This is a genomic window from Solihabitans fulvus, from assembly GCF_008386585.1.
GTDB lineage: Bacteria > Actinomycetota > Actinomycetes > Mycobacteriales > Pseudonocardiaceae > Solihabitans > Solihabitans fulvus.
The window spans coordinates 180974-203973 of the sequence record NZ_VUOB01000010.1; the positions used below are offsets into that span (position 1 = coordinate 180974).

At 66.5% G+C, this 23000-nt stretch carries 38 protein-coding genes; 2 read left to right on the forward strand and 36 right to left on the reverse strand.

Features of this window, described 5'->3' with window-relative positions; genetic code table 11:
* Nucleotides 1–52: 52 nt before the first annotated feature.
* From rplQ to F0L68_RS06400, 11 genes are all read right to left on the reverse strand, one after another.
* Nucleotides 53–595: a 50S ribosomal protein L17 gene (gene rplQ / locus F0L68_RS06350; protein WP_149848510.1), complete on the reverse strand. Its 543-nt coding sequence runs from the start codon at nucleotides 593–595 to the stop codon at nucleotides 53–55.
* Between the two features lie 75 nt (nucleotides 596–670).
* Nucleotides 671–1720, reverse strand: a complete 1050-nt coding sequence (locus F0L68_RS06355; protein WP_149848511.1) for a DNA-directed RNA polymerase subunit alpha — start codon at nucleotides 1718–1720, stop codon at nucleotides 671–673.
* 154 nt (nucleotides 1721–1874) lie between these two features.
* A complete protein-coding gene (rpsD, locus tag F0L68_RS06360; RefSeq protein WP_149848512.1) occupies nucleotides 1875–2480 on the reverse strand; it encodes a 30S ribosomal protein S4 in 606 nt (201 codons plus the stop codon).
* A 23-nt stretch (nucleotides 2481–2503) separates the two neighbouring features.
* Complete coding sequence (gene rpsK, locus F0L68_RS06365; RefSeq protein WP_149848513.1) at nucleotides 2504–2911, reverse strand: 30S ribosomal protein S11; 408 nt, start codon at nucleotides 2909–2911, stop codon at nucleotides 2504–2506.
* Between the two features lie 35 nt (nucleotides 2912–2946).
* Nucleotides 2947–3327: a 30S ribosomal protein S13 gene (gene rpsM, locus F0L68_RS06370; RefSeq protein WP_149848514.1), complete on the reverse strand. Its 381-nt coding sequence runs from the start codon at nucleotides 3325–3327 to the stop codon at nucleotides 2947–2949.
* Nucleotides 3328–3546: 219 nt separating this feature from the next.
* A complete protein-coding gene (gene rpmJ, locus F0L68_RS06375) occupies nucleotides 3547–3660 on the reverse strand; it encodes a 50S ribosomal protein L36 (protein WP_010148647.1) in 114 nt (37 codons plus the stop codon).
* Between the two features lie 58 nt (nucleotides 3661–3718).
* The gene (gene infA / locus F0L68_RS06380) at nucleotides 3719–3940 is read right to left on the reverse strand and encodes a translation initiation factor IF-1 (RefSeq protein ID WP_005166804.1); all 222 of its coding nucleotides are present in this window, start codon (nucleotides 3938–3940) and stop codon (nucleotides 3719–3721) included.
* Between the two features lie 325 nt (nucleotides 3941–4265).
* On the reverse strand, nucleotides 4266–5039 hold the full coding sequence (map, locus tag F0L68_RS06385; RefSeq protein WP_149848515.1) for a type I methionyl aminopeptidase: 774 nt from the start codon (nucleotides 5037–5039) through the stop codon (nucleotides 4266–4268).
* A 56-nt stretch (nucleotides 5040–5095) separates the two neighbouring features.
* Nucleotides 5096–5647: an adenylate kinase gene (locus tag F0L68_RS06390; RefSeq protein ID WP_149848516.1), complete on the reverse strand. Its 552-nt coding sequence runs from the start codon at nucleotides 5645–5647 to the stop codon at nucleotides 5096–5098.
* Nucleotides 5647–6951 (reverse strand): preprotein translocase subunit SecY, encoded by a 1305-nt coding sequence (secY, locus tag F0L68_RS06395; RefSeq protein ID WP_149848517.1) that lies wholly within the window; start codon nucleotides 6949–6951, stop codon nucleotides 5647–5649. The genes F0L68_RS06390 and secY overlap by 1 nt, the downstream gene beginning before the upstream one ends.
* A gap of 228 nt (nucleotides 6952–7179) precedes the next feature.
* Nucleotides 7180–7377 carry a hypothetical protein gene (locus tag F0L68_RS06400; RefSeq protein ID WP_149848518.1) on the reverse strand — a complete coding sequence of 66 codons (198 nt, stop codon included), beginning with the start codon at nucleotides 7375–7377 and terminating at the stop codon, nucleotides 7180–7182.
* 52 nt (nucleotides 7378–7429) lie between these two features.
* Between F0L68_RS06400 and F0L68_RS06405 the strand changes: the two genes are divergently transcribed.
* A complete protein-coding gene (locus F0L68_RS06405) occupies nucleotides 7430–7627 on the forward strand; it encodes a hypothetical protein (protein ID WP_149848519.1) in 198 nt (65 codons plus the stop codon).
* Nucleotides 7618–8031 (forward strand): PIN domain nuclease, encoded by a 414-nt coding sequence (locus F0L68_RS06410; protein ID WP_188316423.1) that lies wholly within the window; start codon nucleotides 7618–7620, stop codon nucleotides 8029–8031. The genes F0L68_RS06405 and F0L68_RS06410 overlap by 10 nt, the downstream gene beginning before the upstream one ends.
* Before the next feature lie 72 nt (nucleotides 8032–8103).
* On the opposite strand, the gene rplO is transcribed toward F0L68_RS06410, so the two are convergent.
* From rplO to rpsL, 25 genes are all read right to left on the reverse strand, one after another.
* Nucleotides 8104–8547, reverse strand: coding sequence for a 50S ribosomal protein L15 (gene rplO, locus F0L68_RS06415; protein ID WP_149848520.1), 444 nt, complete (start codon nucleotides 8545–8547; stop codon nucleotides 8104–8106).
* Nucleotides 8547–8729 carry a 50S ribosomal protein L30 gene (gene rpmD, locus F0L68_RS06420; RefSeq protein ID WP_149848521.1) on the reverse strand — a complete coding sequence of 61 codons (183 nt, stop codon included), beginning with the start codon at nucleotides 8727–8729 and terminating at the stop codon, nucleotides 8547–8549. The genes rplO and rpmD overlap by 1 nt, the downstream gene beginning before the upstream one ends.
* A 5-nt stretch (nucleotides 8730–8734) precedes the next feature.
* On the reverse strand, nucleotides 8735–9343 hold the full coding sequence (rpsE, locus tag F0L68_RS06425; RefSeq protein ID WP_149848522.1) for a 30S ribosomal protein S5: 609 nt from the start codon (nucleotides 9341–9343) through the stop codon (nucleotides 8735–8737).
* A 37-nt stretch (nucleotides 9344–9380) separates the two neighbouring features.
* On the reverse strand, nucleotides 9381–9782 hold the full coding sequence (rplR, locus tag F0L68_RS06430; RefSeq protein ID WP_149848523.1) for a 50S ribosomal protein L18: 402 nt from the start codon (nucleotides 9780–9782) through the stop codon (nucleotides 9381–9383).
* Between the two features lies 1 nt (nucleotide 9783).
* Entirely contained in the window at nucleotides 9784–10323 is a 540-nt protein-coding gene (gene rplF / locus F0L68_RS06435) for a 50S ribosomal protein L6 (protein ID WP_149848524.1), read from the reverse strand.
* 12 nt (nucleotides 10324–10335) lie between these two features.
* Nucleotides 10336–10734 (reverse strand): 30S ribosomal protein S8, encoded by a 399-nt coding sequence (gene rpsH, locus F0L68_RS06440; protein ID WP_149848737.1) that lies wholly within the window; start codon nucleotides 10732–10734, stop codon nucleotides 10336–10338.
* A gap of 127 nt (nucleotides 10735–10861) precedes the next feature.
* Nucleotides 10862–11047: a type Z 30S ribosomal protein S14 gene (locus tag F0L68_RS06445; protein WP_149848525.1), complete on the reverse strand. Its 186-nt coding sequence runs from the start codon at nucleotides 11045–11047 to the stop codon at nucleotides 10862–10864.
* Between the two features lies 1 nt (nucleotide 11048).
* Nucleotides 11049–11612, reverse strand: coding sequence for a 50S ribosomal protein L5 (gene rplE, locus F0L68_RS06450; RefSeq protein ID WP_149848526.1), 564 nt, complete (start codon nucleotides 11610–11612; stop codon nucleotides 11049–11051).
* Between the two features lie 2 nt (nucleotides 11613–11614).
* Nucleotides 11615–11929, reverse strand: coding sequence for a 50S ribosomal protein L24 (rplX, locus tag F0L68_RS06455; RefSeq protein WP_149848527.1), 315 nt, complete (start codon nucleotides 11927–11929; stop codon nucleotides 11615–11617).
* Nucleotides 11929–12297: a 50S ribosomal protein L14 gene (rplN, locus tag F0L68_RS06460; protein WP_149848528.1), complete on the reverse strand. Its 369-nt coding sequence runs from the start codon at nucleotides 12295–12297 to the stop codon at nucleotides 11929–11931. The genes rplX and rplN overlap by 1 nt, the downstream gene beginning before the upstream one ends.
* 108 nt (nucleotides 12298–12405) lie before the next feature.
* Nucleotides 12406–12684, reverse strand: coding sequence for a 30S ribosomal protein S17 (gene rpsQ / locus F0L68_RS06465; protein ID WP_149848529.1), 279 nt, complete (start codon nucleotides 12682–12684; stop codon nucleotides 12406–12408).
* Complete coding sequence (gene rpmC, locus F0L68_RS06470) at nucleotides 12681–12929, reverse strand: 50S ribosomal protein L29 (protein ID WP_149848530.1); 249 nt, start codon at nucleotides 12927–12929, stop codon at nucleotides 12681–12683. The genes rpsQ and rpmC overlap by 4 nt, the downstream gene beginning before the upstream one ends.
* Complete coding sequence (gene rplP / locus F0L68_RS06475) at nucleotides 12929–13348, reverse strand: 50S ribosomal protein L16 (protein WP_149848531.1); 420 nt, start codon at nucleotides 13346–13348, stop codon at nucleotides 12929–12931. The genes rpmC and rplP overlap by 1 nt, the downstream gene beginning before the upstream one ends.
* A gap of 3 nt (nucleotides 13349–13351) precedes the next feature.
* Nucleotides 13352–14188 carry a 30S ribosomal protein S3 gene (gene rpsC / locus F0L68_RS06480; protein WP_149848532.1) on the reverse strand — a complete coding sequence of 279 codons (837 nt, stop codon included), beginning with the start codon at nucleotides 14186–14188 and terminating at the stop codon, nucleotides 13352–13354.
* Nucleotides 14188–14619, reverse strand: coding sequence for a 50S ribosomal protein L22 (gene rplV, locus F0L68_RS06485; protein ID WP_149848533.1), 432 nt, complete (start codon nucleotides 14617–14619; stop codon nucleotides 14188–14190). The genes rpsC and rplV overlap by 1 nt, the downstream gene beginning before the upstream one ends.
* A 44-nt stretch (nucleotides 14620–14663) precedes the next feature.
* Nucleotides 14664–14945, reverse strand: coding sequence for a 30S ribosomal protein S19 (gene rpsS, locus F0L68_RS06490; protein ID WP_149848534.1), 282 nt, complete (start codon nucleotides 14943–14945; stop codon nucleotides 14664–14666).
* Nucleotides 14946–14963: 18 nt separating this feature from the next.
* Entirely contained in the window at nucleotides 14964–15797 is an 834-nt protein-coding gene (gene rplB, locus F0L68_RS06495) for a 50S ribosomal protein L2 (RefSeq protein ID WP_149848535.1), read from the reverse strand.
* A gap of 38 nt (nucleotides 15798–15835) precedes the next feature.
* Nucleotides 15836–16135 (reverse strand): 50S ribosomal protein L23, encoded by a 300-nt coding sequence (gene rplW, locus F0L68_RS06500; protein ID WP_149848536.1) that lies wholly within the window; start codon nucleotides 16133–16135, stop codon nucleotides 15836–15838.
* Nucleotides 16132–16818, reverse strand: coding sequence for a 50S ribosomal protein L4 (gene rplD / locus F0L68_RS06505; RefSeq protein WP_188316444.1), 687 nt, complete (start codon nucleotides 16816–16818; stop codon nucleotides 16132–16134). The genes rplW and rplD overlap by 4 nt, the downstream gene beginning before the upstream one ends.
* Nucleotides 16815–17465 (reverse strand): 50S ribosomal protein L3, encoded by a 651-nt coding sequence (gene rplC / locus F0L68_RS06510; protein WP_149848538.1) that lies wholly within the window; start codon nucleotides 17463–17465, stop codon nucleotides 16815–16817. The genes rplD and rplC overlap by 4 nt, the downstream gene beginning before the upstream one ends.
* Before the next feature lie 52 nt (nucleotides 17466–17517).
* On the reverse strand, nucleotides 17518–17823 hold the full coding sequence (gene rpsJ / locus F0L68_RS06515) for a 30S ribosomal protein S10 (protein WP_003938093.1): 306 nt from the start codon (nucleotides 17821–17823) through the stop codon (nucleotides 17518–17520).
* A gap of 376 nt (nucleotides 17824–18199) precedes the next feature.
* Nucleotides 18200–19393 carry an elongation factor Tu gene (gene tuf, locus F0L68_RS06520; protein WP_149848539.1) on the reverse strand — a complete coding sequence of 398 codons (1194 nt, stop codon included), beginning with the start codon at nucleotides 19391–19393 and terminating at the stop codon, nucleotides 18200–18202.
* 139 nt (nucleotides 19394–19532) lie between these two features.
* Nucleotides 19533–21632 (reverse strand): elongation factor G, encoded by a 2100-nt coding sequence (gene fusA, locus F0L68_RS06525; RefSeq protein ID WP_149848540.1) that lies wholly within the window; start codon nucleotides 21630–21632, stop codon nucleotides 19533–19535.
* Nucleotides 21633–21711: 79 nt separating this feature from the next.
* A complete protein-coding gene (gene rpsG / locus F0L68_RS06530; protein ID WP_149848541.1) occupies nucleotides 21712–22182 on the reverse strand; it encodes a 30S ribosomal protein S7 in 471 nt (156 codons plus the stop codon).
* Nucleotides 22182–22556, reverse strand: a complete 375-nt coding sequence (gene rpsL, locus F0L68_RS06535) for a 30S ribosomal protein S12 (protein WP_025361387.1) — start codon at nucleotides 22554–22556, stop codon at nucleotides 22182–22184. The genes rpsG and rpsL overlap by 1 nt, the downstream gene beginning before the upstream one ends.
* Nucleotides 22557–23000: the final 444 nt, after the last annotated feature.

A 23000-nucleotide genomic window follows, 5' to 3' on the forward strand; every position in this document is an offset into this window, starting at 1 on the left:
AGCCCGCCGCCCCCAGTGGGAGCGACGGGCTCGTCGATGCGGTGCGGAACCGTCAGGACTCGTCCTTCTTGTCCTCGACGGCCTTCTCCTCGGCCTCGGCGTCGGTGGCCTCGACCACCGCGTCCTCGGCAGGAGCCTCGACCTCGGCGGTCTCCTCGACCACCGCGGTCTCGACGGCCTTCGGCTCGTCCTTGGCGAACTTGGTGTTGCGCGCCGCCTCGGCCTCCGCCGTCACGGTCTTCTCGCTCACGAGCTCGATAACGGCCATCGGCGCGTTGTCGCCCTTGCGAGGGAGAGTCTTCGTGATGCGGGTGTAGCCGCCCTTACGGTCCGCGAAGAACGGACCGATCTCGGCGATCAGCTTGTGCACGACGTCCTTGTCGCGGATCGTCTTCATGATCTCGCGACGGTTGTGCAGGTCACCGATCTTGGCCTTGCTGATCAGCTTCTCGGCGTGCGGGCGCAGCCGCTTCGCCTTCGCCTCGGTGGTGGTGATGCGGCCGTGGGTGAACAGCGCCGTGGCCAGGTTGGCCAGGATCAACCGCTCGTGGGCCGGCGAGCCACCGAGCCGGGCTCCCTTGGTGGGGGTGGGCATTGCTTGCTCCTCGGATAACTTCTAACGATCCTGTGCTCCGGCCCAACCTTGCCGTCCACAGTGGACGGCAGGGTGTCAGAGCTGCTCGGTCTCGGCGTAGTCCTGGCCGTCGTCGTGACCGTCCGCGCCACCCTCGGACCAGCCCTCGGCGGGGTAGTCCGCAGCGGCGGCCGACGGGTCGAACCCGGGCGGGCTGTCCTTCAGCGCGAGGCCGAGGCCGACGAGCTTCATCTTGACCTCGTCGATCGACTTCGCACCGAAGTTGCGAATGTCCAGCAGGTCCGCCTCGCTGCGCGAGACGAGCTCGCCCACCGTGTGGATGCCCTCACGCTTGAGGCAGTTGTACGACCGCACCGTGAGGTCCAGGTCCTCGATCGGCATCGCGAACGCCGCAATGGTGTCCGCCTCGGCCGGCGACGGGCCGATCTCGATGCCCTCGGCGTCGATGTTCAGCTCGCGGGCGAGACCGAACAGCTCAACCAGGGTCTTGCCGGCCGACGCGACCGCGTCCCTCGGGGTGATCGAGGGCTTGGTCTCGATGTCCAGGATCAGCTTGTCAAAGTCGGTCCGCTGCTCGACACGCGTCGCCTCGACCTTGTACGTCACCTTCATGACCGGCGAGTAGATCGAGTCGACCGGGATCCGGCCGATCTCGGCGCCTGCCTGCTTGTTCTGCACGGCGGGGACGTAGCCGCGACCGCGCTCGACGACGAGCTCGATCTCCAGCTTGCCCTTGCCGTTCAGGGTGGCGATGTGCAGGTCGGGGTTGTGCACCGTGACGCCGGCCGGCGGCACGATGTCGCCCGCGGTGACCGCACCGGGACCCTGCTTGCGCAGGTACATCGTCACCGGCTCGTCCTCCTCGGAGCTGACCACGAGCTCCTTGAGGTTCAGGATGACGTCGGTGACGTCCTCCTTGACGCCGGGCACGGTGGTGAACTCGTGCAGCACACCGTCGATGCGGATGCTGGTCACGGCCGCGCCGGGAATCGAGGACAGCAGCGTGCGGCGAAGCGAGTTGCCGAGGGTGTAGCCGAAGCCCGGCTCCAGCGGCTCGATGACGAACCGGGACCGGGTGTCGTTGACCGACTCCTCCGCGAGCGAGGGTCGCTGTGAGATAAGCACTGGGTCTTCCTTCCGTATCGACGCCCGCTATATGACGCCGTTGCATACAGATTGCGCCGACCCTGGAACTGTCGGCGCCGCGACGGCACACCCTGCGTGCCGCCACCAGACTCGAAACCGGGGCGGCCGCGCAGTGCGGCCACCCCGGCACGAATCACTTCGAGTAGAGCTCGACGATGAGCTGTTCCGTGACGGGCGTGTCGATCTGCGCCCGCTCGGGCAGCTGGTGCACGAGCACCCGCAGCGTCGAGGGCACGACCTGGAGCCACGCCGGCATCGGACGGTCACCGAAGGTGGCCTTGGCGACCTCGAAGGGCAGCGTCGGCAGCGACTTCGGCTTCACGTCGATGATGTCGAACTTCGACACCCGGAAGCTCGGGATGTTGACCTTCTGGCCGTTCACGATGAAGTGACCGTGCGCGACCAGCTGGCGGGCCTGCCGACGAGTGCGGGCGAGGCCAGCGCGGTAAACCACGTTGTCCAGGCGCGACTCGAGGATCTGGAGCAGGTTCTCGCCGGTCTTGCCCTGGCGACGAACCGCCTCCTCGTAGTAGCGACGGAACTGACGCTCGAGCACGCCGTAGGTGTAGCGAGCCTTCTGCTTCTCCTGAAGCTGAAGCAGGTACTCGCTCTCCTTGATCCGACCGCGGCCGTGCTGGCCGGGCGGGTAGGGACGACGCTCGAACGCCTGGTCGCCACCGACAAGGTCAACCTTGAGCCGGCGAGAAATGCGAGTTGCGGGGCCGGTATAACGAGCCATCTTTGGTTACTCCTCCCCGTTCCTCAGACCCGGCGCCGCTTGGGCGGGCGGCAGCCGTTGTGAGGCTGCGGGGTCACGTCCTGGATGGTGCCGACCTCGAGGCCGGCTGCCTGAAGCGAACGGATCGCGGTCTCCCGGCCGGAGCCGGGGCCCTTCACGAACACGTCGACCTTGCGCATGCCGTGCTCGGCCGCCTTGCGGGCGGCGTTCTCGGCGGCCATCTGCGCGGCGAACGGCGTCGACTTACGCGAGCCCTTGAAACCGACGTGGCCGGCGGAGGCCCACGCGATCACAGCACCGGTCGGGTCCGTGATGGACACGATGGTGTTGTTGAAGGTGCTCTTGATGTGCGCGTGACCGTGCGCGACGTTCTTCTTTTCCTTGCGCCGGACCTTCTTGACCCCGGCGCCAGTGCGGGACTTGGGTGGCATGTCTTGGGTGGTCTCCTAGCTAGTGACGCGAGGTCTTACTTCTTTCCGGCCTTCTTCTTGCCGGCGACCGTCTTCTTCGGGCCCTTACGGGTGCGGGCGTTCGTCTTCGTGCGCTGCCCGCGAACGGGCAGGTTGCGACGCCACCGCAGACCCTCGTAGCAGCCGATCTCGATCTTCCGGCGGATGTCGGCCTGAACCTCGCGGCGGAGGTCACCCTCGACCTTGAAGTTGGTCTCGATGTACTCCCGCAGCTTGACGAGGTCGTCGTCAGAGAGGTCCTTCACGCGCAGGTCCGGGCTCACGCCGGTCGCGGTCAGGAGCTCCTTGGAGCGGGTCCGGCCAATGCCGAAGATATAAGTCAGCGCGATCTCCATCCGCTTTTCGCGGGGAAGGTCGACGCCAGCGAGTCGTGCCATTCGGCGGTTGCTCCTCACTGTTGTAACTCCAGGTCTTCTCCTCGACCAATCCCGGGACCGACTCGCTATCGCCGTTCCAACCACTTTCGCGGTTGGTGTCCCGGCCCCGGCCTGGAGTCCGGGGGTGATCCGCGCGGCATCGAATGATCAACGCCGCGTGGCAGGTTCGAGGAGGCTTCTGTTAGTTGTCGTCGTATCGGCGACGAAGTGCGGTGACGATCAGCCCTGACGCTGCTTGTGACGCAGGTTCTCGCAGATCACCATGACTCGGCCGTGACGGCGAATCACCTTGCACTTGTCGCAGATCTTCTTGACGCTCGGCTGGACCTTCACGGTCGTGCTCTCCTGCTCGGCCGCGTGCCCGGAGCCACTGCCCCGGACACCGTGGAGGTCACTTGTAGCGGTAGACGATGCGGCCGCGGGACAGGTCGTAGGGCGAGAGCTCCACGACAACCCGGTCCTCGGGCAGGATGCGGATGTAGTGCTGTCGCATCTTGCCGCTGATGTGCGCCAGGACCTTGTGACCGTTCTCCAACTCGACGCGGAACATCGCGTTGGGGAGCGGCTCGACTACGCGGCCCTCGACCTCAATGGCCCCGTCCTTCTTGCCCATGTCCTCCGCGTTTCGTGACGGTGGTATTTCATCCGACTGCCCGGCCCGTGAGGGTTCACCTGCCGGACGTGGGCACGCGACGACCCGACTCCGATGCCCACCTGCTTCAGCTACGCGGCAGGCCCGGCGACACAAGGTCGACCGACACCACCACGGGCACGACGGAACGGGCGCGACGTGTGCGCCACCGCCCCAGTGTACGCAGTTCGCGCCGTCAACCCAAATCGACCGGTTGAGGGGCTAGTTGACCACTACCGGTGGTGGTCAGGACGACGAAAGGGCCACCCGCGTCCGGATGGCCCCTTCGAGACGTTGCAGGACCGGATCAGTCCTCGGGGGCGGTCAGCACCCAGGGGCCGTCCTCGGTGATCGCCACCGAGTGCTCCCAGTGCGCCGCGCGCGAACCGTCGGAGGTGATGACGGTCCAGCCGTCGTCCAGCTCCTTGGTCTGCTCGCTGCCCAGCGTCAGCATCGGCTCGATGGCGATCGCCATGCCGACCTTCAGCCTCGGGCCCTTGCCCGGCTTGCCGAAGTTCGGCAGGAACGGGTCCATGTGCATCTGCGTGCCGATGCCGTGGCCGCCGTACTCGGCGACGATGCCGTACTCGACGCCGTCCCGCTCGCCCGCCGCCACGGCCGCGGACTCGACCGCGAAGGAGATGTCGCTGAGCCGACCGCCCGGCCGCACCGCCTCGATGCCGGCCAGCATGGACAGCCGCGTCGCCTCGGACAGCGCCAGGTCGGCCTCGGACACCGTGCCGACGGCGAGGGTGACCGCGGAGTCGCCGTGCCAGCCGTCCAGGATCGCGCCGCAGTCCACCGAGATCAGGTCGCCGTCGGCGAGCACCTGGGTCCTGGCCGGGATGCCGTGCACGATCTGCTCGTTGACCGACGCGCAGATGCTGGCCGGGAAGCCGTGGTAGCCCTTGAACGACGGGACGGCGCCCGCGTCCCTGATGCTCTGCTCGGCCAGCTCGTCCAGCTCGGCCGTGCTGACGCCGATCCTGGCGTGCTCGGCGACCAGGGCGAGCGTGCGGGCCACGACGAGGCCGGCGGCCCGCATGGCCTCCAGCTCGCCGCGGCTCTTGATCTCGATCATGCGGTCACGCCCGCCAGGCACGGCCCGGCGAAGGACATCGAGCAGTCCGCCACGAGTCACTGCCTGCCACGCAGGGCGGCCAACGCGCGCGCGGTGACCTCCTCGACGTCGCCGACCGCGTCGACCGTCACCAGGATGTCCCGGTAGTAGTCGAGCAGCGGCGCGGTCTCGTCGCGGTAGATCTTCTGGCGGTGGCGGATGACCTCTTCCTTGTCGTCCGCGCGCCCCCTGGTGAGCAGGCGCTCCACCACGACGTCCTCGTCGATCCGGAACTCGAGCACCGCGTCGAGCCTGTGGCCCTGCTGGGACAGGATCTCGCCGAGCACGTCGGCCTGGGCCACGTTGCGGGGGAAGCCGTCGAGCAGGAAGCCGTGCTGGGCGTCGTCCTGGCCAAGCCGCTCGCGCACCATCTCGTTGGTGAGCGTGTCCGGCACGAGCTCGCCTGCGTCGAGGTACCGCTGTACCTCCTGGCCGAGTTCGGTCTGCTGGCTGATGTGCGCGCGGAAGAGGTCTCCGGTCGAGATGTGCGGCACGCCGAGCTGGTCGCTGAGCACGGCAGCCTGAGTGCCCTTGCCCGCTCCGGGCGGGCCAACGAGAACGAGTCGCACTAGCGGAGGAACCCTTCGTAGTTGCGCTGCATGAGCTGGCTCTCGATCTGCTTAACGGTGTCGAGACCGACACCGACCATGATCAGCACAGCGGTGCCACCGAACGGGAAGTTCTGGTTCTGCCCCTGGCCAGTGATGTCCAGGAACATGTTCGGCAGGATCGCGATGATGCCAAGGTAGATCGAGCCCGGCAGCGTGATCCGCCCGAGCACGAACTTGAGGTACTCGGAGGTGGGTCGACCCGGTCGGATACCCGGGATGAACCCACCGAACTTCTTCATCTCGTCGGCACGCTCGTCCGGGTTGAACGTGATGCCGACGTAGAAGTAGGTGAAGAAGATGATGAGCGCGAAGTACGCGAGGATGTGCACCCAGCTCGACTGCTGCGAGAGATAGGTCTGCACGAAGCGCTGCCAGCCCGACGGCGTCGTGCTGGAGCCAGCCAGCCGCGAGACCAGGTCGGGCAGGTAGAGCAGCGACGAGGCGAAGATGACCGGGATGACGCCGGCCTGGTTGACCTTCAGCGGCAGGTAGGTCGACGTGCCGCCGTACATCCTGCGGCCGATCATCCGCTTGGCGTACTGCACCGGGATGCGGCGCTGGCCCTGCTCGACGAACACGACGCTGGCGATGATGGCGAGGCCGACCAGGCAGATCGCGGTGAAGGTCAGCGGACCCTTGGTCCAGATGTTCGAGCCCTCGGCGGGGATGCGGGCCGCGATGCCGGTGAAGATCAGGATCGACATGCCGTTGCCGATGCCCTTTTCGGTGATGATCTCACCGAGCCACATGATCACGCCGGTGCCGGCGGTCATGGTGACGACCAGGACGATCAGGTTGAACGTGCCCTGCTCGGGAATCACCGGGTCCTGGCAGTTCGGGAACAGCTGACCGCGCGTCGCGAGCGCCACCACACCGGTCGACTGGAGGATCGCCAGCGCGATGGTGAGGTAGCGGGTGTACTGGGTCAGCTTGTTCTGCCCGCCCTGACCTTCCTTCTTCAGCTGCTCGAACCGCGGGATGACCACGGTGAGCAGCTGGATGATGATGCTCGCGGTGATGTAGGGCATGATGCCCAGCGCGAAGATCGACAGCTGTAGCAGCGCGCCACCGCTGAACAGGTTGATCAGCTGGTAAATGCCCTGCTGGTCGACCGCAGCCGCGCATTTCTTGACGTTCGCGAACGACACGCCAGGTGCGGGCAGCGTGGCACCCAGCCGGTACACCACAACGATCCCGAGTGTGAACAGGATCTTGCGGCGCAGGTCCGGCGTCGCGAGAGCCGAGCGGAAGGCGCCGAGCACGCGAGACCTCCTGAGCATGGCCGTCCCGTCAGCCGGAGGTGTGTCACCGGCCGCCGAGCGACTTGCCGACGGTTGAAGCGGTTCCGAGCAGGTAGCCAGAACCGACCCGGGCGCACCCGGGTACAGCCAGCGACTCTAACAGCAGGGAAGGCCATCCCCGAAGCCAGTCATGGTTCCCGGGTAACGATCTTTTGCCGCAACCGCCGAACGGGCGCACCGCGGCAGGCTTCACTCCTCGATCGGGCCCGTCAGGTAAGCGAAGAGCTCGTCGGCGTCGGCGAAGAAGGTCACCTCACCCCGCGCAAGCTCCTCGCTGGCCTCCCGCTCGCCGGCCTGCCATTCCGGCGTCCAGAACCACCGCTGGTCCTCGGGGACGCCCGCCGGTACGTCAGTCACCCGGTCACCCCGCTCCTGCTCGATCGACACCCGGCCGACGCTACCGTGGATATACGGCACCCGCAGGATATATACTCGACGGATGAAGCACCTGGTGGATCTCGACGAGGACGCATTGGCGACAGCGCGCGATCATCTTGGCACCAAGACGATCAAGGACACCGTGAACGCCGCGCTGCAACTCGCCTCGGAATCCGACGTCGAGAGACCCGAGGTCAACGCGAGCCTGGACGTCCTGGCTTCGTTCGACTTCGACGACAGGGCTGCTGCGTGGCACTGACTCACCTGGCCGACACGAGCGTTCTCACCAGGCTCAAGGCCGCGCCGGTGCGGCAGGTCCTTGGTGAGCTCCTCAGCCAGCGTCGCGTGGGGCGCTGCGGCATGTCGGACCTGGAACTGGGTTTCTCCGCGCGAAACGCCGACGAGTGGGATCAGATCAATCGCGCGGTCAGACTGTTCCAGCAGGTGACCGTGCAGCCCGAGGACTACACCCGGGCGAGCGGTGTTCAGCGAGCGCTCGCCGAACACGGGCTCAAGGGCAGGAAGGTGCCCGATCTGCTCATCGCCGCGGTCGCGGAGCGACACGCCCTCACGGTGCTCCACTACGACCGCGACTTCGAGCTCATCGCGGACATGACCGGGCAACAACACCAGTGGGTCGTCCCACGAGGCACGATCGACTGAGCGACACACTCACGAAGATACGACGAAGCGGCCGGCAGGGGGCACCCTGCCGGCCGCTTCGTTGAACTAGCTTCAGAGCTTGGTGGTGGTCCCACCAGCGCCAGCGATCTTCTCCACCGCGCTGGAGGAGAAGGCGTTCGCCGTGATGTCGAGCTTGACGCCGGCGATGTCGCCGTTGCCGAGCACCTTCACGAGCTGGCCCTTGCGGACCGCGCCGGCCAGGACGAGGGCGGCGACGTCGATAGCGCCACCCTCCGGGAACAGGCGAACGATGTCGCCGACGTTCACGACCTGGTACTCGGTGCGGAACGGGTTCTTGAAGCCCTTGAGCTTCGGCAGCCGCATATGCAGCGGCATCTGCCCGCCCTCGAACCTCGGCGACACGTTCTTCCGCGCGCCGGTGCCCTTGGTACCACGACCAGCGGTCTTGCCCTTGGAGCCCTCACCACGACCAACGCGGGTCTTGGCGGTCTTCGAGCCAGGCGCCGGGCGCAGGTGGTGAATCTTGATGGTCATCAGTTGACCTCCTCGACAGTCACCAGGTGCCGCACGGTGTGAATCAGACCGCGGACGACCGGAGTGTCCTCACGCACCACCGACTGGCGGATCTTGCGCAGACCGAGCGTCCTGAGCGAATCCCGGTGGTTCTGCTTGGTGCCGATGGTGCTCTTGATCTGGGTGACCTTGAACTGTGCCATCGCGGTCACACCCCCTGCCCTGCGCGAGCGCGGAGCATGCCGGCGGGAGCAACGTCCTCGAGCGGCAGGCCACGGCGAGCAGCGACCTCCTCGGGCCGCTGAAGGCCCTTGAGCGCCGCCACGGTGGCCCGCACGATGTTGATGGCGTTGTCGCTACCCAGCGACTTGCTCAGCACGTCGTGCACCCCGGCGCACTCCAGCACGGCGCGAACCGCGCCACCGGCGATGACGCCGGTACCGGCGCTCGCCGGGCGGAGCAGCACGACGCCAGCGGCGTCCTCACCCTGAATCGGGTGCGGGATGGTGCCGGCGATCCTCGGCACGCGGAAGAAGCTCTTCTTGGCCTCTTCGACGCCCTTGGCGATGGCGGCCGGAACTTCCTTGGCCTTGCCGTAGCCGACACCGACCATGCCGTCGCCGTCACCGACGACGACCAGAGCGGTGAAGCTGAACCGACGACCGCCCTTGACGACCTTGGAGACGCGGTTGATAGCAACCACGCGCTCCAGGTTCAGGGTCTTCTCCTGGGCCGCCCCGCCGCGGCCACCGTCCCGGCGGTCGCGGCGCTCTCCGCGCTCGCCCCCTCCGCCTTCGCGACGCGTGCGTCCTGGCATCAGGCGTCCCTCTCAATTCCAGTGATGTGCATGTGTCTCAGAACTCCAGCCCAGCCTCGCGGGCGGCGTCCGCCAGGGCGGCGATCCGGCCGTGGTACTTGTTGCCGCCACGGTCGAACACGACCTTGCTGATGCCGGCGCCCTTGGCACGCGTGGCGGCCAACTCGCCGACCTTCGCTGCCTTGGCCTTCTTGTCGCCTTCCAGCGCCCGGACGTCTGCCTCCAGGCTGGAGGCCGACGCGAGGGTGTGCCCGGTCAGGTCGTCGATGATCTGCACGGTGATGTGCCGCGAGGACCTGTGCACGGCCAGGCGCGGACGCTCCTGGGTGCCATCGACCTTCTTGCGGAGGCGGAAGTGACGTCGGGTCTTGGCGACACGGCGCTTCGTGGAGATGTCCTTGCCCACCGGCTTGCGCTTCGTAGCAGTCGACTCGCTCATGTCACTTACCCGTCTTTCCGACCTTGCGGCGGATCTTCTCGCCCGCGTAGCGGACACCCTTACCCTTGTACGGGTCGGGCTTGCGCAGCTTGCGGATGTTGGCCGAGATCTCGCCAACCTGCTGCTTGTCGATCCCCTGGACGGAGAACCGCGTGGGGTTCTCGACGACGAAGGTGATGCCCGAGGGGGCCTCGACCTTCACCGGGTGGCTGTAGCCCAGCGCGAACTCAAGGTCAGAACCCTTGAGCTGCACGCGGTAGCCGACCCCGTGGATCTCGAGCTTCTTCTCGTAGCCCTGCGTGACGCCGACCACCATGTTGTGGACCAGCGTGCGGGACAACCCGTGCAGCGAGCGGTTGAGCCGCTCGTCGTTGGGCCGCTTCACCTCGAGCGTGCCGTCCTCGGCCCGCTCGACGGTGATGGGCTCAGCGACGGTGTGCGCGAGGGTGCCCTTGGGGCCCTTCACGCTCACCAGCTGACCGTCGATGGTCACCTCGACCCCGGCGGGGACAGTGATCGGCAACCTACCAATGCGCGACATGTCTAGCCCCCTCTACCAGACGTAGGCGAGAACTTCTCCGCCTACACCCTGCTTGCCGGCCTGCCGGTCGGTCAGCAGACCACCGGAGGTCGAGATGATGGCCACGCCAAGTCCGCCGAGCACCTTGGGCAGGTTCGTCGACTTCGCGTAGACCCGGAGACCGGGCTTGGACACGCGCCGAAGGCCCGCGATGCTGCGCTCCCGGTTCGGCCCGTACTTGAGCTCGACAACCAGGTTCTTGGCCACGTCGCCGTCCACGCTGCGGAAGCCAGCGATGTAGCCCTCGCGCTGGAGGATCTCGGCGATGTGCGCCTTCAACTTGGAGTGCGGCATCACGACCTCGTCGTGGTATGCCGAATTGGCGTTCCGCAGACGCGTCAACATGTCTGCGATCGGGTCGGTCATCGTCATGGTGACCTTGTCAACCTTTCTCACTGCGGTTCCCCAGCCCAGGGTCCGAGACGGTCGTGGGCGGGCCTACAGCGAAGTGGGAAATCTGGCAGAAGCGGTCCAGCGGGTGATCAGCCTCGCGGCTGGGTCACCAGCTGGACTTGCTCACGCCCGGAAGCTCACCGCGGTGGGCCATCTCGCGCAGGCAGATCCGGCACAGGCCGAACTTGCGGAACACCGAGTGCGGACGCCCGCAGCGCTGGCACCGGGTGTAGCCGCGCACCTTGAACTTCGGCTTACCGGCGGCCTTGTTGATCAACGCCTTCTTGGCCACGTCAGTTCTCCTTGAAAGGGAAGCCCAGCTGCTTGAGCAGCGCCCGGCCTTCCTCGTCGTTGGTGGCGGTGGTGACGACGGTGATGTCCATGCCGCGCGGACGGTCGATCGAGTCGGGGTCGATCTCGTGGAACATCGACTGCTCGTTCAGGCCGAACGTGTAGTTGCCGTTGCCGTCGAACTGCTTGGGCGACAGGCCGCGGAAGTCGCGGATACGCGGCAGCGCGATGGTCAGCAGGCGGTCCAGGAACTCCCACATCCGGTCGCCGCGCAGCGTGGCGCGCGCGCCGATCGGCATGCCCTCGCGGAGCTTGAACTGCGCGATGGACTTGCGGGCCTTGCGGACCTCGGGCCGCTGACCGGTGATCGTGGACAGGTCGCGGACCGCGCCCTCGATCAGCTTGCCGTCGCGGGCGGCGTCGCCGACACCCATGTTCACGACGACCTTCACGACACCCGGGATCTGCATCGGGTTCGCGTACGAGAACTGCTTCTGCAGCTCCGCCGTGATCTCCGCGCGGTACCGGGTCTTGAGCCTGGGAAGGACCTTCTCAGTGCTGGTCATGATCAGATGTCCTTCCCGTTGCGACGGGAAACGCGAACGCGGCGGCCCTCATCGTTGGTGCGGTAGCCAACCCTGGCCGGCTTGCCGTCGGAGTCGACGACCATCACGTTGCTCACGTTGATGGGCGCCTCCTGGGTGACGATGCCACCCGACTGCGCGCCGCGCTGGGTCTGCGTGACCCGCGTGTGCTTCTTGATCCGGCCAACGCCCTCGACCAGCACCTTGTTGGTGTCCGGGTAGGCCTGGATGACCTTGCCCTTGGCGCCCTTGTCCTTGCCGGCGATAACGACGACAGTGTCGCCCTTCTTCACCTTCATCAGAGCACCTCCGGCGCCAACGAGATGATCTTCATGAACTTCTTGTCGCGCAGTTCGCGGCCGACCGGCCCGAAGATGCGCGTGCCGCGCGGCTCGCTGTCGTTCTTGATCAGCACCGCTGCGTTCTCGTCGAACCGGATGTAGGAACCGTCCGGACGACGCTTCTCCTTGACCGTGCGGACGATGACGGCCTTGACCACATCGCCCTTCTTGACACCCGCACCCGGGATCGCCTGCTTGACAGTGGCGACGATGATGTCGCCAATGCCCGCGTAGCGCCGTCCCGAACCGCCGAGCACACGGATGCAGAGGATTTCCTTCGCACCGGTGTTGTCGGCGACGCGGAGTCGCGACTCCTGCTGGATCACTTCAACTCCTGACCATCGATGGCCTGCCAGATTTCCGACCTGACAGGCTCGGTCGCTTACACAGAAAGGCGGCAAGCGGCACGGAGGCCGCTTGCCAACCTTTCCAGCTTACTTGGCCTTCTCGAGGATCTCGACCAGCCGCCAGCGCTTGGACGCCGACAGCGGACGGGTCTCCATCAGCAACACACGGTCGCCGACACCAGCGGTGTTGCCCTCGTCGTGCGCCTTCACCTTGGTGGTGCTGCGCAGGACCTTGGAGTACCGCGGGTGCTTCTTACGGTCTTCCAGCGCCACGACGATCGTCTTGTCCATCTTGTCGGACACGACGAGGCCCTCGCGGACCTTGCGGTCGTTGCGGTTCACCGTCTCGTTCGTCTGCTCACTCATGCCGCACCCTCACCAGTGGAAACCGCATCGGGGGACACGGAAAGACCGAGCTCCCGCTCCCGCATCACGGTGTAGACCCGGGCGATGTCATGCCGGACCGTGCGCAGGCGCCGGTTGTTGTCGAGCTGACCGGTGGCCATCTGGAAGCGGAGGTTGAACAGCTCCTCCTTCGCCTCCCTCAGACGCAGCACCAGCTCTTCCTCGGTGAGCTCTCGCAGCTCAGAAGCGGTGGAACCCGCTGCCATCAGAACTCACCACCCTCACGCGTGACAATGCGGCACTTCATCGGGAGCTTGTGGATCGCGCGGCGCAGTGCCTCGCGGGCCACGGTCTCGTTCGGGAAGCTCATCTCGAACAGAACCCGTCCCGGCTTGACGTTGGCCACCCACCACTCCGGCGAACCCTTACCGGAACCCATGCGGGTCTCGGCAGGCTTCTTGGTCAGCGGGCGGTCGGGGAAAATGTTGATCCAGACCTTGCCGCCACGGCGGATGTGCCTGTTGATCGCGATACGAGCCGACTCGATCTGTCGGTTCGTGACGTAGGCCGGCTCCAGAGCCTGGATGCCGAACTCGCCGAACGTCACCCTCGTGCCGCCCTTGGCAGCGCCCGAGCGACCCGGGTGGTGCTGCTTACGGTGCTTGACCCTCCGCGGGATGAGCACGACTCAGCCCTCCGTCTTCTCGGCCGCGCCAGTGGCGACGGCTTCGCTGGCGGCGGTGGCGGACTCGGCCTGTGCCTCGGCCGCGGCCCGGCCAGCCTCGGTGCTCGTCGGCGTGGTGCCGGAGGCACCGGAACGACGAGCGCGGTTCGGACGCTCGCTGCGCTCGCGGCGCGGCGGGCGGGCCTCCGCGACGGCGGCAGACTCGCGACGGCCACCGACCACGTCACCCTTGTAGATCCACACCTTCACGCCGATACGGCCGAACGTGGTGCGGGCCTCGAAGAAGCCGTAGTCGATGTCGGCGCGCAGCGTGTGCAGCGGCACTCGGCCTTCGCGGTAGTGCTCGGAGCGGGACATCTCGGCACCGCCGAGACGACCGCCACACTGCACGCGAATGCCCTTGACCTGCGACGAGCGCATGGCCGACTGAATGGCCTTGCGCATCGCCCGACGGAAGGCGACCCGGTTGGACAGCTGCTCGGCGACGCCCTGCGCCACGAGCTGCGCGTCCGACTCGGGGTTCTTCACCTCGAGGATGTTGAGCTGCACCTGCTTCTTGGTGAGCTTCTCCAGCTCACCGCGGATGCGGTCGGCCTCCGCGCCGCGGCGACCGATGACAATGCCCGGCCGTGCGGTGTGGATGTCGACCCGAACCCGGTCACGGGTGCGCTCGATCTCCACCTTGGAGATGCCAGCACGCTCCATGCCACGGCCGAGCATCTTGCGGATCTTGACGTCCTCCGCGACGTACTCGGCGTACTGCTTGTCTGCGTACCAGCGGGACTTCCAGTCGGTGGTGATCCCCAGCCGGAAGCCGTGCGGGTTGATCTTCTGACCCACTACCGGGCACTTCCCTTCGCGCTGGTCTTACGAGGCTTGCCGGCCGTCTTCTTCTCGGTCGGCCTCGACTCCACCTCGACCGTGATGTGGCTCGTGCGCTTGCGGATCCGGTACGCGCGGCCCTGGGCCCGCGGACGGAAACGCTTCAGCGTCGGACCCTCATCGACGTAGACCCGGCTCACCCAGAGGGTGTCGGGGTCGAGGGAGAGGTTGTTCTCGGCATTGGCCACGGCACTGGCGAGCACCTTCGCCACCGGACCGCTGGCGGCCTGCGGCGCGAACTGGAGCACGGCCAGGGCCTCGCTTGCGCTGCGGCCCCTGATGAGCTCGACCACGCGGCGCACCTTCATAGGCGTGTCGCGGACGTAGCGAGCCCGAGCCACGGCGCGCGGAAGCTCCTCCGCGCCGCTGGCGTCGTTACGGGCGTTCATCGCTGCTACCCCTTGCTCTTGCTAGTTCTCGTCACTGGCCCGCTCTAGCGGCGGCGCGACTTGCGGTCATCCTTGATGTGGCCCTTGAAGGTGCGCGTCGGGGCGAATTCGCCCAGCTTGTGCCCCACCATGGCCTCGGACACGAACACCGGGACGTGCTTGCGGCCGTCGTGCACCGCGATGGTGTGCCCCAGCATGTCCGGAATGATCGTGGACCGACGGGACCACGTCTTGATGACGGTCTTCTTACCCGCCTCGTTCAGCACGTCCACCTTCTTGAGCAGGTGGTCGTCGACGAAGGGGCCCTTCTTAAGGCTGCGTGGCATCCTTCACTCCCTCCCTGCTCAGCGCTTCTTACCGGTGCGACGACGCCGGACGATGAGCTTGTCGCTTGGCTTGCGGCGGCGAGTACGACCCTCGGGCTTACCAGCCGGGTTCACCGGGTGGCGACCACCGGAGGTCTTACCCTCACCACCACCGTGCGGGTGGTCGACCGGGTTCATGGCGACACCACGCACGGTGGGCTTGCGGCCCTTCCAGCGCATGCGGCCGGCCTTGCCCCAGTTGATGTTGGAGTGGTCGGCGTTGCCGATCGCCCCGATCGTGGCCCGGCAGCGCACGTCCACGTTGCGGATCTCGCCCGAAGGCATCCGCAGCTGGGCGTACGGGCCGTCCTTGGCCACGAGCTGCACACTCACGCCGGCGGACCGCGCGATCTTGGCGCCGCCACCGGGGCGGAGCTCGATCGCGTGGATCACGGTGCCGACGGGGATGTTGCGCAGCGGCAAGTTGTTGCCCGGCTTGATGTCGGCCTTGGGGCCGTTCTCAACCATGTCGCCCTGGCGCAGCTTCTCCGGCGCGACGATGTAACGCTTCTCGCCGTCCAAGTAGTGCAGCAGTGCGATCCGCGCGGTGCGGTTCGGGTCGTACTCGATGTGCGCGACCTTGGCCGGCACGCCGTCCTTGTCGTTGCGGCGGAAGTCGATCAGGCGGTAAGCCCGCTTGTGACCGCCGCCCTTGTGCCGCGTCGTGATCTTGCCGTGCGCGTTGCGGCCGCCTCGGCCGTGCAGCGGACGGACCAGCGACTTCTCCGGCGTCGACCGAGTGATCTCGGCGAAGTCGGAGACACTTGAGCCGCGACGACCTGGCGTCGTCGGCTTGTACTTGCGGATGCCCATCTCTGTAGCAGTCCCTCGTCGTCGGTGCGGCCGGTCGCTTACGCGGCCGGGCCGCCGAAGATCTCGATCGGCTTGCTCTCGGCGGACAGCGTCACGATTGCGCGCTTGGTGTCCTTGCGCTTGCCGTAGCCGGTCTTGGTGCGCTTCCGCTTGCCCTGGCGGTTGATCGTGTTAACACTCACGACCTTCACGCCGAAGACCTTCTCGACCGCGATCTTGATCTCGGTCTTGTTCGTGCCAGGCGCCACCACGAAGGTGTACTTGTTCTCCTCGAGCAGCCCGTAGGACTTCTCGGAGATCACTGGCGCGAGCAGAATGTCACGCGGGTCGGGGATCACTTGACCTCCTCCTCAACCTCGCTGGAGCGCGCGGTCGCCTTCGCCGAGCGGCCACGGGCCGGGCCGGCGAGGAACAGCTCAAGCGCATCCCTGGTGAACACCACGTCGTCGTTGACGAGCACGTCGTAGGTGTTGAGCTGGTCGACCGCGAGCACGTGCACCTCGGTGAGGTTGCGCACGCTGACCCAGCTGACCTCGTCAGCGCGGGACAGCACGAGGAGCACCTTGCGGGCCTCGGTCACGGTCTCCAGGATCTTGCGCGCCGACTTCGTCGACGGCTTCTCGCCCTCGACGAGGCCGGACAGCACGTGCAGCTGGCCGGCGCGGGCCCGGTCGGAGAGGGCACCGCGCAGGGCGGCGGCCTTCATCTTCTTCGGGGTCCGCTGGCTGTAGTCACGCGGCTGCGGGCCGTGCGAGATGCCACCACCGGCGAACTGCGGCGACCTGGTCGAGCCCTGACGGGCGCGGCCGGTGCCCTTCTGCCGGTAGGGCTTCTTGCCGCCACCGCGAACCTCGCCGCGGGTCTTCGTGCTGTGCGTGCCCTGGCGAGCCGCGGCCAGCTGGGCCGTGACGACCTGGTGCATCAGCGCGATGTTCGCCTGGGTGTCGAACACCTCGGCGGGCAGCTCGACGGAGCCGTCGGTCTTGCCGTCCGGGGTGCGAACGTCAACCGTGGTCATCAGGCACCGCCCTTCGCGGCCGACTTGACGAACACCAGACCGCCCTTTGGCCCGGGAATGGCGCCCTTGACCAGGATCAACCCGGCCTCGAGGTCCACCCGGTGCACGGTCAGGCTCTGCGTGGTCACGCGCTCGTGGCCCATGCGACCGGCCATCCGCACGCCCTTGAAGACGCGACCCGGGGTGGCACAGCCACCGATCGAGCCGGGCGAACGGTGCTTGCGCTGGGTGCCGTGGCTGGCGCTCAGACCCTTGAAGCCGTGACGCTTCATGACACCTGCGGTGCCCTTACCCTTGCTGGTGCCGACAACGTCGACCACAGCGCCGGCCTCGAACACCTCAGCGGTGACTTCCTGGCCGACCTCGTACTCGCCTGCGTCCGTGGTGCGCAGCTCCACCAAGTGGCGGCGAGGAGTCGCGCCAGCCTTGGTGAAGTGGCCCGTCACGGGCTTGTTGACCTTGCGCGGGTCAATCGCGCCGAAGGCCAACTGCACGGCCGAGTAGCCGTCCTTCTCCTGGGTTCGAACCTGGGTAACCACATTCGGCTCAGCCTTCACGACGGTCACCGGAACGATCCGGTTGTTGTCGTCGAAGACCTGGGTCATGCCGAGCTTGGTACCCAGGATCCCCTTCATCTGCCTGTCAGACATCGGTCTCGTTACTCTCCGCCCCAAAGGGAATCGAACACTGTGCGCCGCACGCTTACTGGATGTTGACGTCGACGCTCGCCGGCAGGTCGATGCGCATGAGCGCATCCACCGTCTTCGGCGTCGGGTCGAGGATGTCGATCAGACGCTTGTGCGTGCGCATCTCGAAGTGCTCGCGCGAATCCTTGTACTTGTGCGGCGAGCGGATGACGCAGTAGACGTTCTTCTCGGTAGGCAGCGGCACCGGCCCGACGACCCGAGCGCCGGTGCGCGTCACGGTCTCGACGATCTTGCGCGCGGACGCGTCGATCGCCTCGTGGTCGTAGGCCTTGAGCCGGATGCGGATCTTTTGTCCCGCCATAATGGCTTGCCGTTCCTCTTCTCGTACCGCTGCGGTGCGGGTGCCTTGCGGGGGCCACTGGGGGACCCAGGCGCGCTCCGCCCCTGTTCAGATGTCACGGTGCCCGGTCCACGCGGTCGGGCGTGTCGCGCCCTGCGCACAAACCGGTCCCACAGCACTTGCCCCGTGGGATGAGTCTTGTGACCCGGTGCACCCTGACCCGACTCTCGCGAGCCGCTTCCCGCAACGAACTGTGGGTCCCAAACGGGATCAGGGCGCGGGCCGCTCGTGGTGGGGCGGCCGAGTCGAACACGACCGACCGCCCCACCGAGCAACCCGTTAAGGATGCCACACCGGAGTGTGGCAGTCCAAATTGGGACTACTTATTTGAGCGAGATCACTTAATGATCTTGTTGACCGAACCCGCACCAACGGTGCGGCCACCCTCGCGGATGGCGAAGCGCAGACCCTCGTCCATCGCGATGGGCTGGATGAGCTGCACCTTCATGTCGGTGTTGTCGCCCGGCATGACCATCTCGGTGCCCTCAGGGAGGGTCACGACGCCGGTCACGTCGGTGGTGCGGAAGTAGAACTGCGGGCGGTAGTTGTTGAAGAACGGGGTGTGACGGCCACCCTCGTCCTTCGACAGGATGTAGACCCGCGCCTCGAACTCGGTGTGCGGGGTGGTGGTGCCCGGCTTCACGACGACCATGCCACGCTCCACCTCCTCGCGCTTGATGCCGCGGATCAGCAGACCCACGTTGTCGCCGGCCTGGCCCTGGTCGAGCAGCTTGCGGAACATCTCAACGCCGGTGACGGTGGTCGACATCGACTTCTCGCGAATGCCGACGATCTCGACCGTCTCGTTGACGTTGACCACGCCGCGCTCGATACGACCGGTGACGACGGTGCCACGACCGGTGATCGTGAACACGTCCTCGACCGGCATCAGGAACGGCTTCTCGATCTCACGGATCGGCTCCGGGATGCTCTCATCCACGGCGTCCATGAGCTCGAGCAGCTTGGCGCCCCACTCGGCGTCGCCCTCGAGGGCCTTCAGCGCGGAGACGCGAACCACGGGGAGGTCGTCGCCCGGGAACTCGTACTCGCTGAGCAGCTCGCGAACCTCGAGCTCGACGAGCTCCAGGATCTCCTCGTCGTCCACCATGTCGGCCTTGTTCAGGGCGACAACGATGTAGGGCACACCGACCTGGCGGGCCAGGAGCACGTGCTCCTTGGTCTGCGGCATCGGGCCGTCGGTCGCCGCGACCACGAGGATCGCGCCGTCCATCTGGGCGGCACCGGTGATCATGTTCTTGATGTAGTCCGCGTGACCCGGGCAGTCGACGTGCGCGTAGTGGCGCTTCTCGGTCTGGTACTCGATGTGAGCGATCGAGATGGTGATGCCGCGCTGCTTCTCCTCCGGCGCCTTGTCGATCTCGTCGAACGGCGTGAAGGGGTTCAGATCCGGGTACTTGTCATGCAGCACCTTGGAAATCGCCGCGGTAAGAGTCGTCTTACCGTGGTCGATGTGGCCAACGGTGCCGATGTTGACGTGCGGCTTGGTCCGCTCGAACTTCGCCTTCGCCACTGGATTGTCCTCCTGGACTTCTTTTTCTTCCGCCGAGCCGACTAGGTGGTGCCGGACGACGACATGTCAGGGTCGATTGTGCGGACCCCGGGGGGCACCCCGGAGAGCCCACACTAATGTGCGGTGCTCCGGTTAGGGGTCACTCCCCCGTCGCCTTCGCGATAATCTCCTTCGCCACGTTCGCGGGAACCTCGGCGTAAGAGTCGAACGTCATCGAGTAGTTGGCACGACCCTGGGTCTTGGACCGCAGGTCGCCGACATACCCGAACATCTCCGACAGCGGAACCTGAGCCTTGACGACTCGGGTACCACTGCGCTCCTCCATGGCCTGGATCTGGCCACGGCGGGAGTTCAGGTCACCGATGACTTCACCCATGTAGTCCTCGGGCGTGGTCACCTCGACCGCCATCACCGGCTCGAGCAGCACGGGGCTCGCCTGCCGAGCGGCTTCCTTGAGCGCCATGGAACCGGCGATCTTGAAGGCCATTTCGGAGGAGTCGACCTCGTGGTAGGAACCATCGACCAAGGTCACCTTGATGCCGACCAGCGGGTAGCCGGCAAGCACGCCGTACTGCATGGCGTCCTGGGCGCCCGCGTCCACCGACGGGATGTACTCCCTGGGGATGCGGCCACCGGTGACCTTGTTGTCGAACTCGTAGAGGGCACCGTCGGTGCTCTCCAGCGGCTCGACGTTGATGAGGATCTTGGCGAACTGGCCGGAACCACCGGTCTGCTTCTTGTGGGTGTAGGAGTACTTCTCCACCTTGCGGCGGATCGTCTCCCGGTACGCCACCTGAGGCTTGCCGATGTTCGCCTCGACCTTGAACTCGCGGCGCATGCGGTCCACCAGGATGTCCAGGTGGAGCTCGCCCATGCCGGCGATGATGGTCTGGCCGGTCTCCTGGTCGAGGTTGACCTTGAAGGTCGGGTCCTCTTCCGCGAGCTTCTGGATCGCGGTGCCCAGCTTCTCCTGGTCAGCCTTGGTCTTCGGCTCGATCGCCACCTGGATGACCGGGTCGGGGAAGGTCATCGACTCCAGCACGATGGGCGCCTGCGGGTCGCAGAGCGTCTCACCGGTGGTGGTGTCCTTCAGACCGATCACGGCGTAGATGTGACCGGCGATGGCCTCGTCGACCGGGTTCTCCTTGTTGGCGTGCATCTGGAAGATCTTCCCGATGCGCTCCTTGCGGTCCTTGGTCGAGTTGATGACCTGGGTACCGGCGGCGACCCTGCCCGAGTAGACCCGGACGTAGGTGAGCTTGCCGAAGAACGGGTGCGTGGCGATCTTGAACGCCAGCGCGGCGAACGGCTCCGCCGTGGTGGGCGCGCGGAAGGCCGGGGTCTCCCCGTCCTGGAGCGTGCCCTCGACCGGCGGCAGGTCCACCGGCGACGGCAGGTAGTCGATCACGGCGTCGAGCATGGGCTGAACGCCCTTGTTCTTGAACGCCGAACCGCACATCACCGGGTACGCGGAGCGGTTGGTCACGATCTTGCGGATGCCCGCCTTGATCTCCGCGACCGTCAGCTCCTCGCCACCGAGGTAGCGCTCCATCAGGTCGTCGTCGGTCTCGGCGACGGCCTCGAGCAGCTGCTCGCGGTACTGGGCGACGATCTCGGCCATGTCGGCCGGGATCTCCTCGACCGTGTAGTCCTCGCCCTTCTGGACCTCGCCACGCCAGGTCAGCGCGCGCATCTCCACCAGGTCGACGAGACCGATGAAGTCGCTCTCCGTGCCGATCGGCAGCTGGATCGGCAGCGGCTTGGCGCCGAGCCGGTCCTGGATGGTCTTCACCGTGTAGTAGAAGTCCGCACCCAGCTTGTCCATCTTGTTGACGAAGCAGATTCGCGGCACGTCGTACTTGGTGGCCTGGCGCCAGACCTGCTCGGACTGGGGCTCAACGCCCTCCTTGCCGTCGAAGACGGCAACCGCGCCATCGAGAACGCGCAGGTTCCGCTCCACCTCGACGGTGAAGTCGACGTGGCCCGGCGTGTCGATGATGTTGATCTGGTGGTCTTTCCAGAAGCAGGTCGTCGCGGCAGACGTGATCGTGATGCCGCGCTCCTGCTCCTGCTCCATCCAGTCCATCACCGCAGCGCCGTCGTGCACCTCGCCGATCTTGTAGCTGATCCCCGTGTAGAAGAGGATCCGCTCGGTCGTGGTGGTCTTGCCCGCGTCGATGTGGGCCATGATCCCGATGTTGCGGACCTTGGCCAGGTCAGTCAGCACATCCTGTGCCACGAGTCTCGTCCCTTGTCTTGAGCAGCTGGTCGCGCTCACTGGGGCTGGACGTGCCCGGCCGGGTGGGCCGGGCGCGAGATCACCAGCGGTAGTGGGCGAAGGCCTTGTTGGACTCGGCCATCTTGTGCGTGTCCTCGCGGCGCTTCACGCTCGCCCCGAGACCGTTGCTCGCATCGAGCAGCTCGTTCATCAGGCGCTCGACCATGGTCTTCTCACGGCGCTGCCGGGAGAAGGTGATCAGCCAGCGCAGCGCCAGCGTGGTGGAGCGCACCGGGCGCACCTCGACCGGAACCTGGTAGGTGGCGCCACCGACTCGGCGGCTGCGCACCTCCAGGGCCGGCTTGACGTTGTCCAGCGCGCGCTTGAGCGTGACGACCGGGTCGGTGCCGGTCTTCTCGCGGGCACCCTCGAGCGCCTCGTACACGATCTTCTCGGCGACCGAGCGCTTGCCGTCGACCAGCACCTTGTTGATGAGCTGAGTCACCAGCGGCGAGCTGTAGACAGGGTCGGAGATCAGCGGCCGCTTCGGGGCCGGACCCTTGCGGGGCATTAGCTCTTCTCCTTCTTCGCACCGTAGCGGCTGCGAGCCTGCTTGCGGTTCTTCACGCCCTGGGTGTCAAGGGAACCGCGAATGATCTTGTAGCGGACGCCCGGAAGGTCCTTAACACGGCCGCCGCGGACGAGCACCATGGAGTGCTCCTGCAGGTTGTGGCCCTCACCCGGGATGTAGGCCGTGACCTCGATGCCGCTGGTCAGCTTCACGCGGGCGACCTTGCGGAGCGCCGAGTTCGGCTTCTTGGGGGTGGTGGTGTAGACGCGGGTGCACACGCCGCGTCGCTGCGGGCTCCCCTTGAGAGCCGCAGTCTTGGTCTTGGCGACCTTGTCCTGGCGGCCCTTGCGGACCAGCTGCTGGATCGTGGGCATAGACCGGCTGCTTCTTCCGTTCGCGTCTCGTTACTAGCGAGCTCTGTGTACTTGATCCCTCCGTATCCCGAGGTCGGGCGTGTCGCCCAAGTCTCGGCCCGGTAGGCACCTGTGGCGTCCCAGCGGGATTCAGGAGGACTGCCGCCTACCGGCGTGACGGCTTCGAACAAGCTGCCACTCACAGGCACGCGGAGCGGCCCGACATGGGTCGGGCACGAGTAGCAAAGATACCTTCCCGCTGTCTCGCGGGTCAAAACGGGGTCGGTCACAGGGGCCAACAGGGGCCGAAGTGTGGTCGAACTCGCACCGGCCGGACACGGCGGAGGACCGATCGTCGACGGCGGCAAGGTTACCCGCAGGACGGTCGGCACGAGTGCCGACGGGCAGACAACCGGCCGAGGAGATCGGGAAAATGCCGATCTCGACGCGTCGCGTAGCCGGGCG

Bases quoted from the DNA above. Each gene is read 5' to 3' on its own strand.
- rplQ (WP_149848510.1), bottom strand. From the start codon at position 595: ATGCCCACCCCCACCAAGGGAGCCCGGCTCGGTGGCTCGCCGGCCCAC.
- rpsD (WP_149848512.1), bottom strand. From the start codon at position 2,480: ATGGCTCGTTATACCGGCCCCGCAACTCGCATTTCTCGCCGGCTCAAG.
- rpsK (WP_149848513.1), bottom strand. From the start codon at position 2,911: ATGCCACCCAAGTCCCGCACTGGCGCCGGGGTCAAGAAGGTCCGGCGC.
- rpsM (WP_149848514.1), bottom strand. From the start codon at position 3,327: ATGGCACGACTCGCTGGCGTCGACCTTCCCCGCGAAAAGCGGATGGAG.
- infA (WP_005166804.1), bottom strand. From the start codon at position 3,940: ATGGGCAAGAAGGACGGGGCCATTGAGGTCGAGGGCCGCGTAGTCGAG.
- map (WP_149848515.1), bottom strand. From the start codon at position 5,039: ATGATCGAGATCAAGAGCCGCGGCGAGCTGGAGGCCATGCGGGCCGCC.
- F0L68_RS06405 (WP_149848519.1), top strand. From the start codon at position 7,430: ATGAAGCACCTGGTGGATCTCGACGAGGACGCATTGGCGACAGCGCGC.
- rplO (WP_149848520.1), bottom strand. From the start codon at position 8,547: ATGACCATCAAGATTCACCACCTGCGCCCGGCGCCTGGCTCGAAGACC.
- rpmD (WP_149848521.1), bottom strand. From the start codon at position 8,729: ATGGCACAGTTCAAGGTCACCCAGATCAAGAGCACCATCGGCACCAAG.
- rpsE (WP_149848522.1), bottom strand. From the start codon at position 9,343: ATGCCAGGACGCACGCGTCGCGAAGGCGGAGGGGGCGAGCGCGGAGAG.
- rplR (WP_149848523.1), bottom strand. From the start codon at position 9,782: ATGAGCGAGTCGACTGCTACGAAGCGCAAGCCGGTGGGCAAGGACATC.
- rplF (WP_149848524.1), bottom strand. From the start codon at position 10,323: ATGTCGCGCATTGGTAGGTTGCCGATCACTGTCCCCGCCGGGGTCGAG.
- rpsH (WP_149848737.1), bottom strand. From the start codon at position 10,734: ATGACGATGACCGACCCGATCGCAGACATGTTGACGCGTCTGCGGAAC.
- rplE (WP_149848526.1), bottom strand. From the start codon at position 11,612: ATGACCAGCACTGAGAAGGTCCTTCCCAGGCTCAAGACCCGGTACCGC.
- rplX (WP_149848527.1), bottom strand. From the start codon at position 11,929: ATGAAGGTGAAGAAGGGCGACACTGTCGTCGTTATCGCCGGCAAGGAC.
- rpsQ (WP_149848529.1), bottom strand. From the start codon at position 12,684: ATGAGTGAGCAGACGAACGAGACGGTGAACCGCAACGACCGCAAGGTC.
- rpmC (WP_149848530.1), bottom strand. From the start codon at position 12,929: ATGGCAGCGGGTTCCACCGCTTCTGAGCTGCGAGAGCTCACCGAGGAA.
- rplV (WP_149848533.1), bottom strand. From the start codon at position 14,619: ATGAACGCCCGTAACGACGCCAGCGGCGCGGAGGAGCTTCCGCGCGCC.
- rpsS (WP_149848534.1), bottom strand. From the start codon at position 14,945: ATGCCACGCAGCCTTAAGAAGGGCCCCTTCGTCGACGACCACCTGCTC.
- rplB (WP_149848535.1), bottom strand. From the start codon at position 15,797: ATGGGCATCCGCAAGTACAAGCCGACGACGCCAGGTCGTCGCGGCTCA.
- rplC (WP_149848538.1), bottom strand. From the start codon at position 17,465: ATGTCTGACAGGCAGATGAAGGGGATCCTGGGTACCAAGCTCGGCATG.
- rpsJ (WP_003938093.1), bottom strand. From the start codon at position 17,823: ATGGCGGGACAAAAGATCCGCATCCGGCTCAAGGCCTACGACCACGAG.
- rpsG (WP_149848541.1), bottom strand. From the start codon at position 22,182: ATGCCCCGCAAGGGTCCGGCCCCGAAGCGGCCGCTGATCTCCGACCCT.
- rpsL (WP_025361387.1), bottom strand. From the start codon at position 22,556: ATGCCCACGATCCAGCAGCTGGTCCGCAAGGGCCGCCAGGACAAGGTC.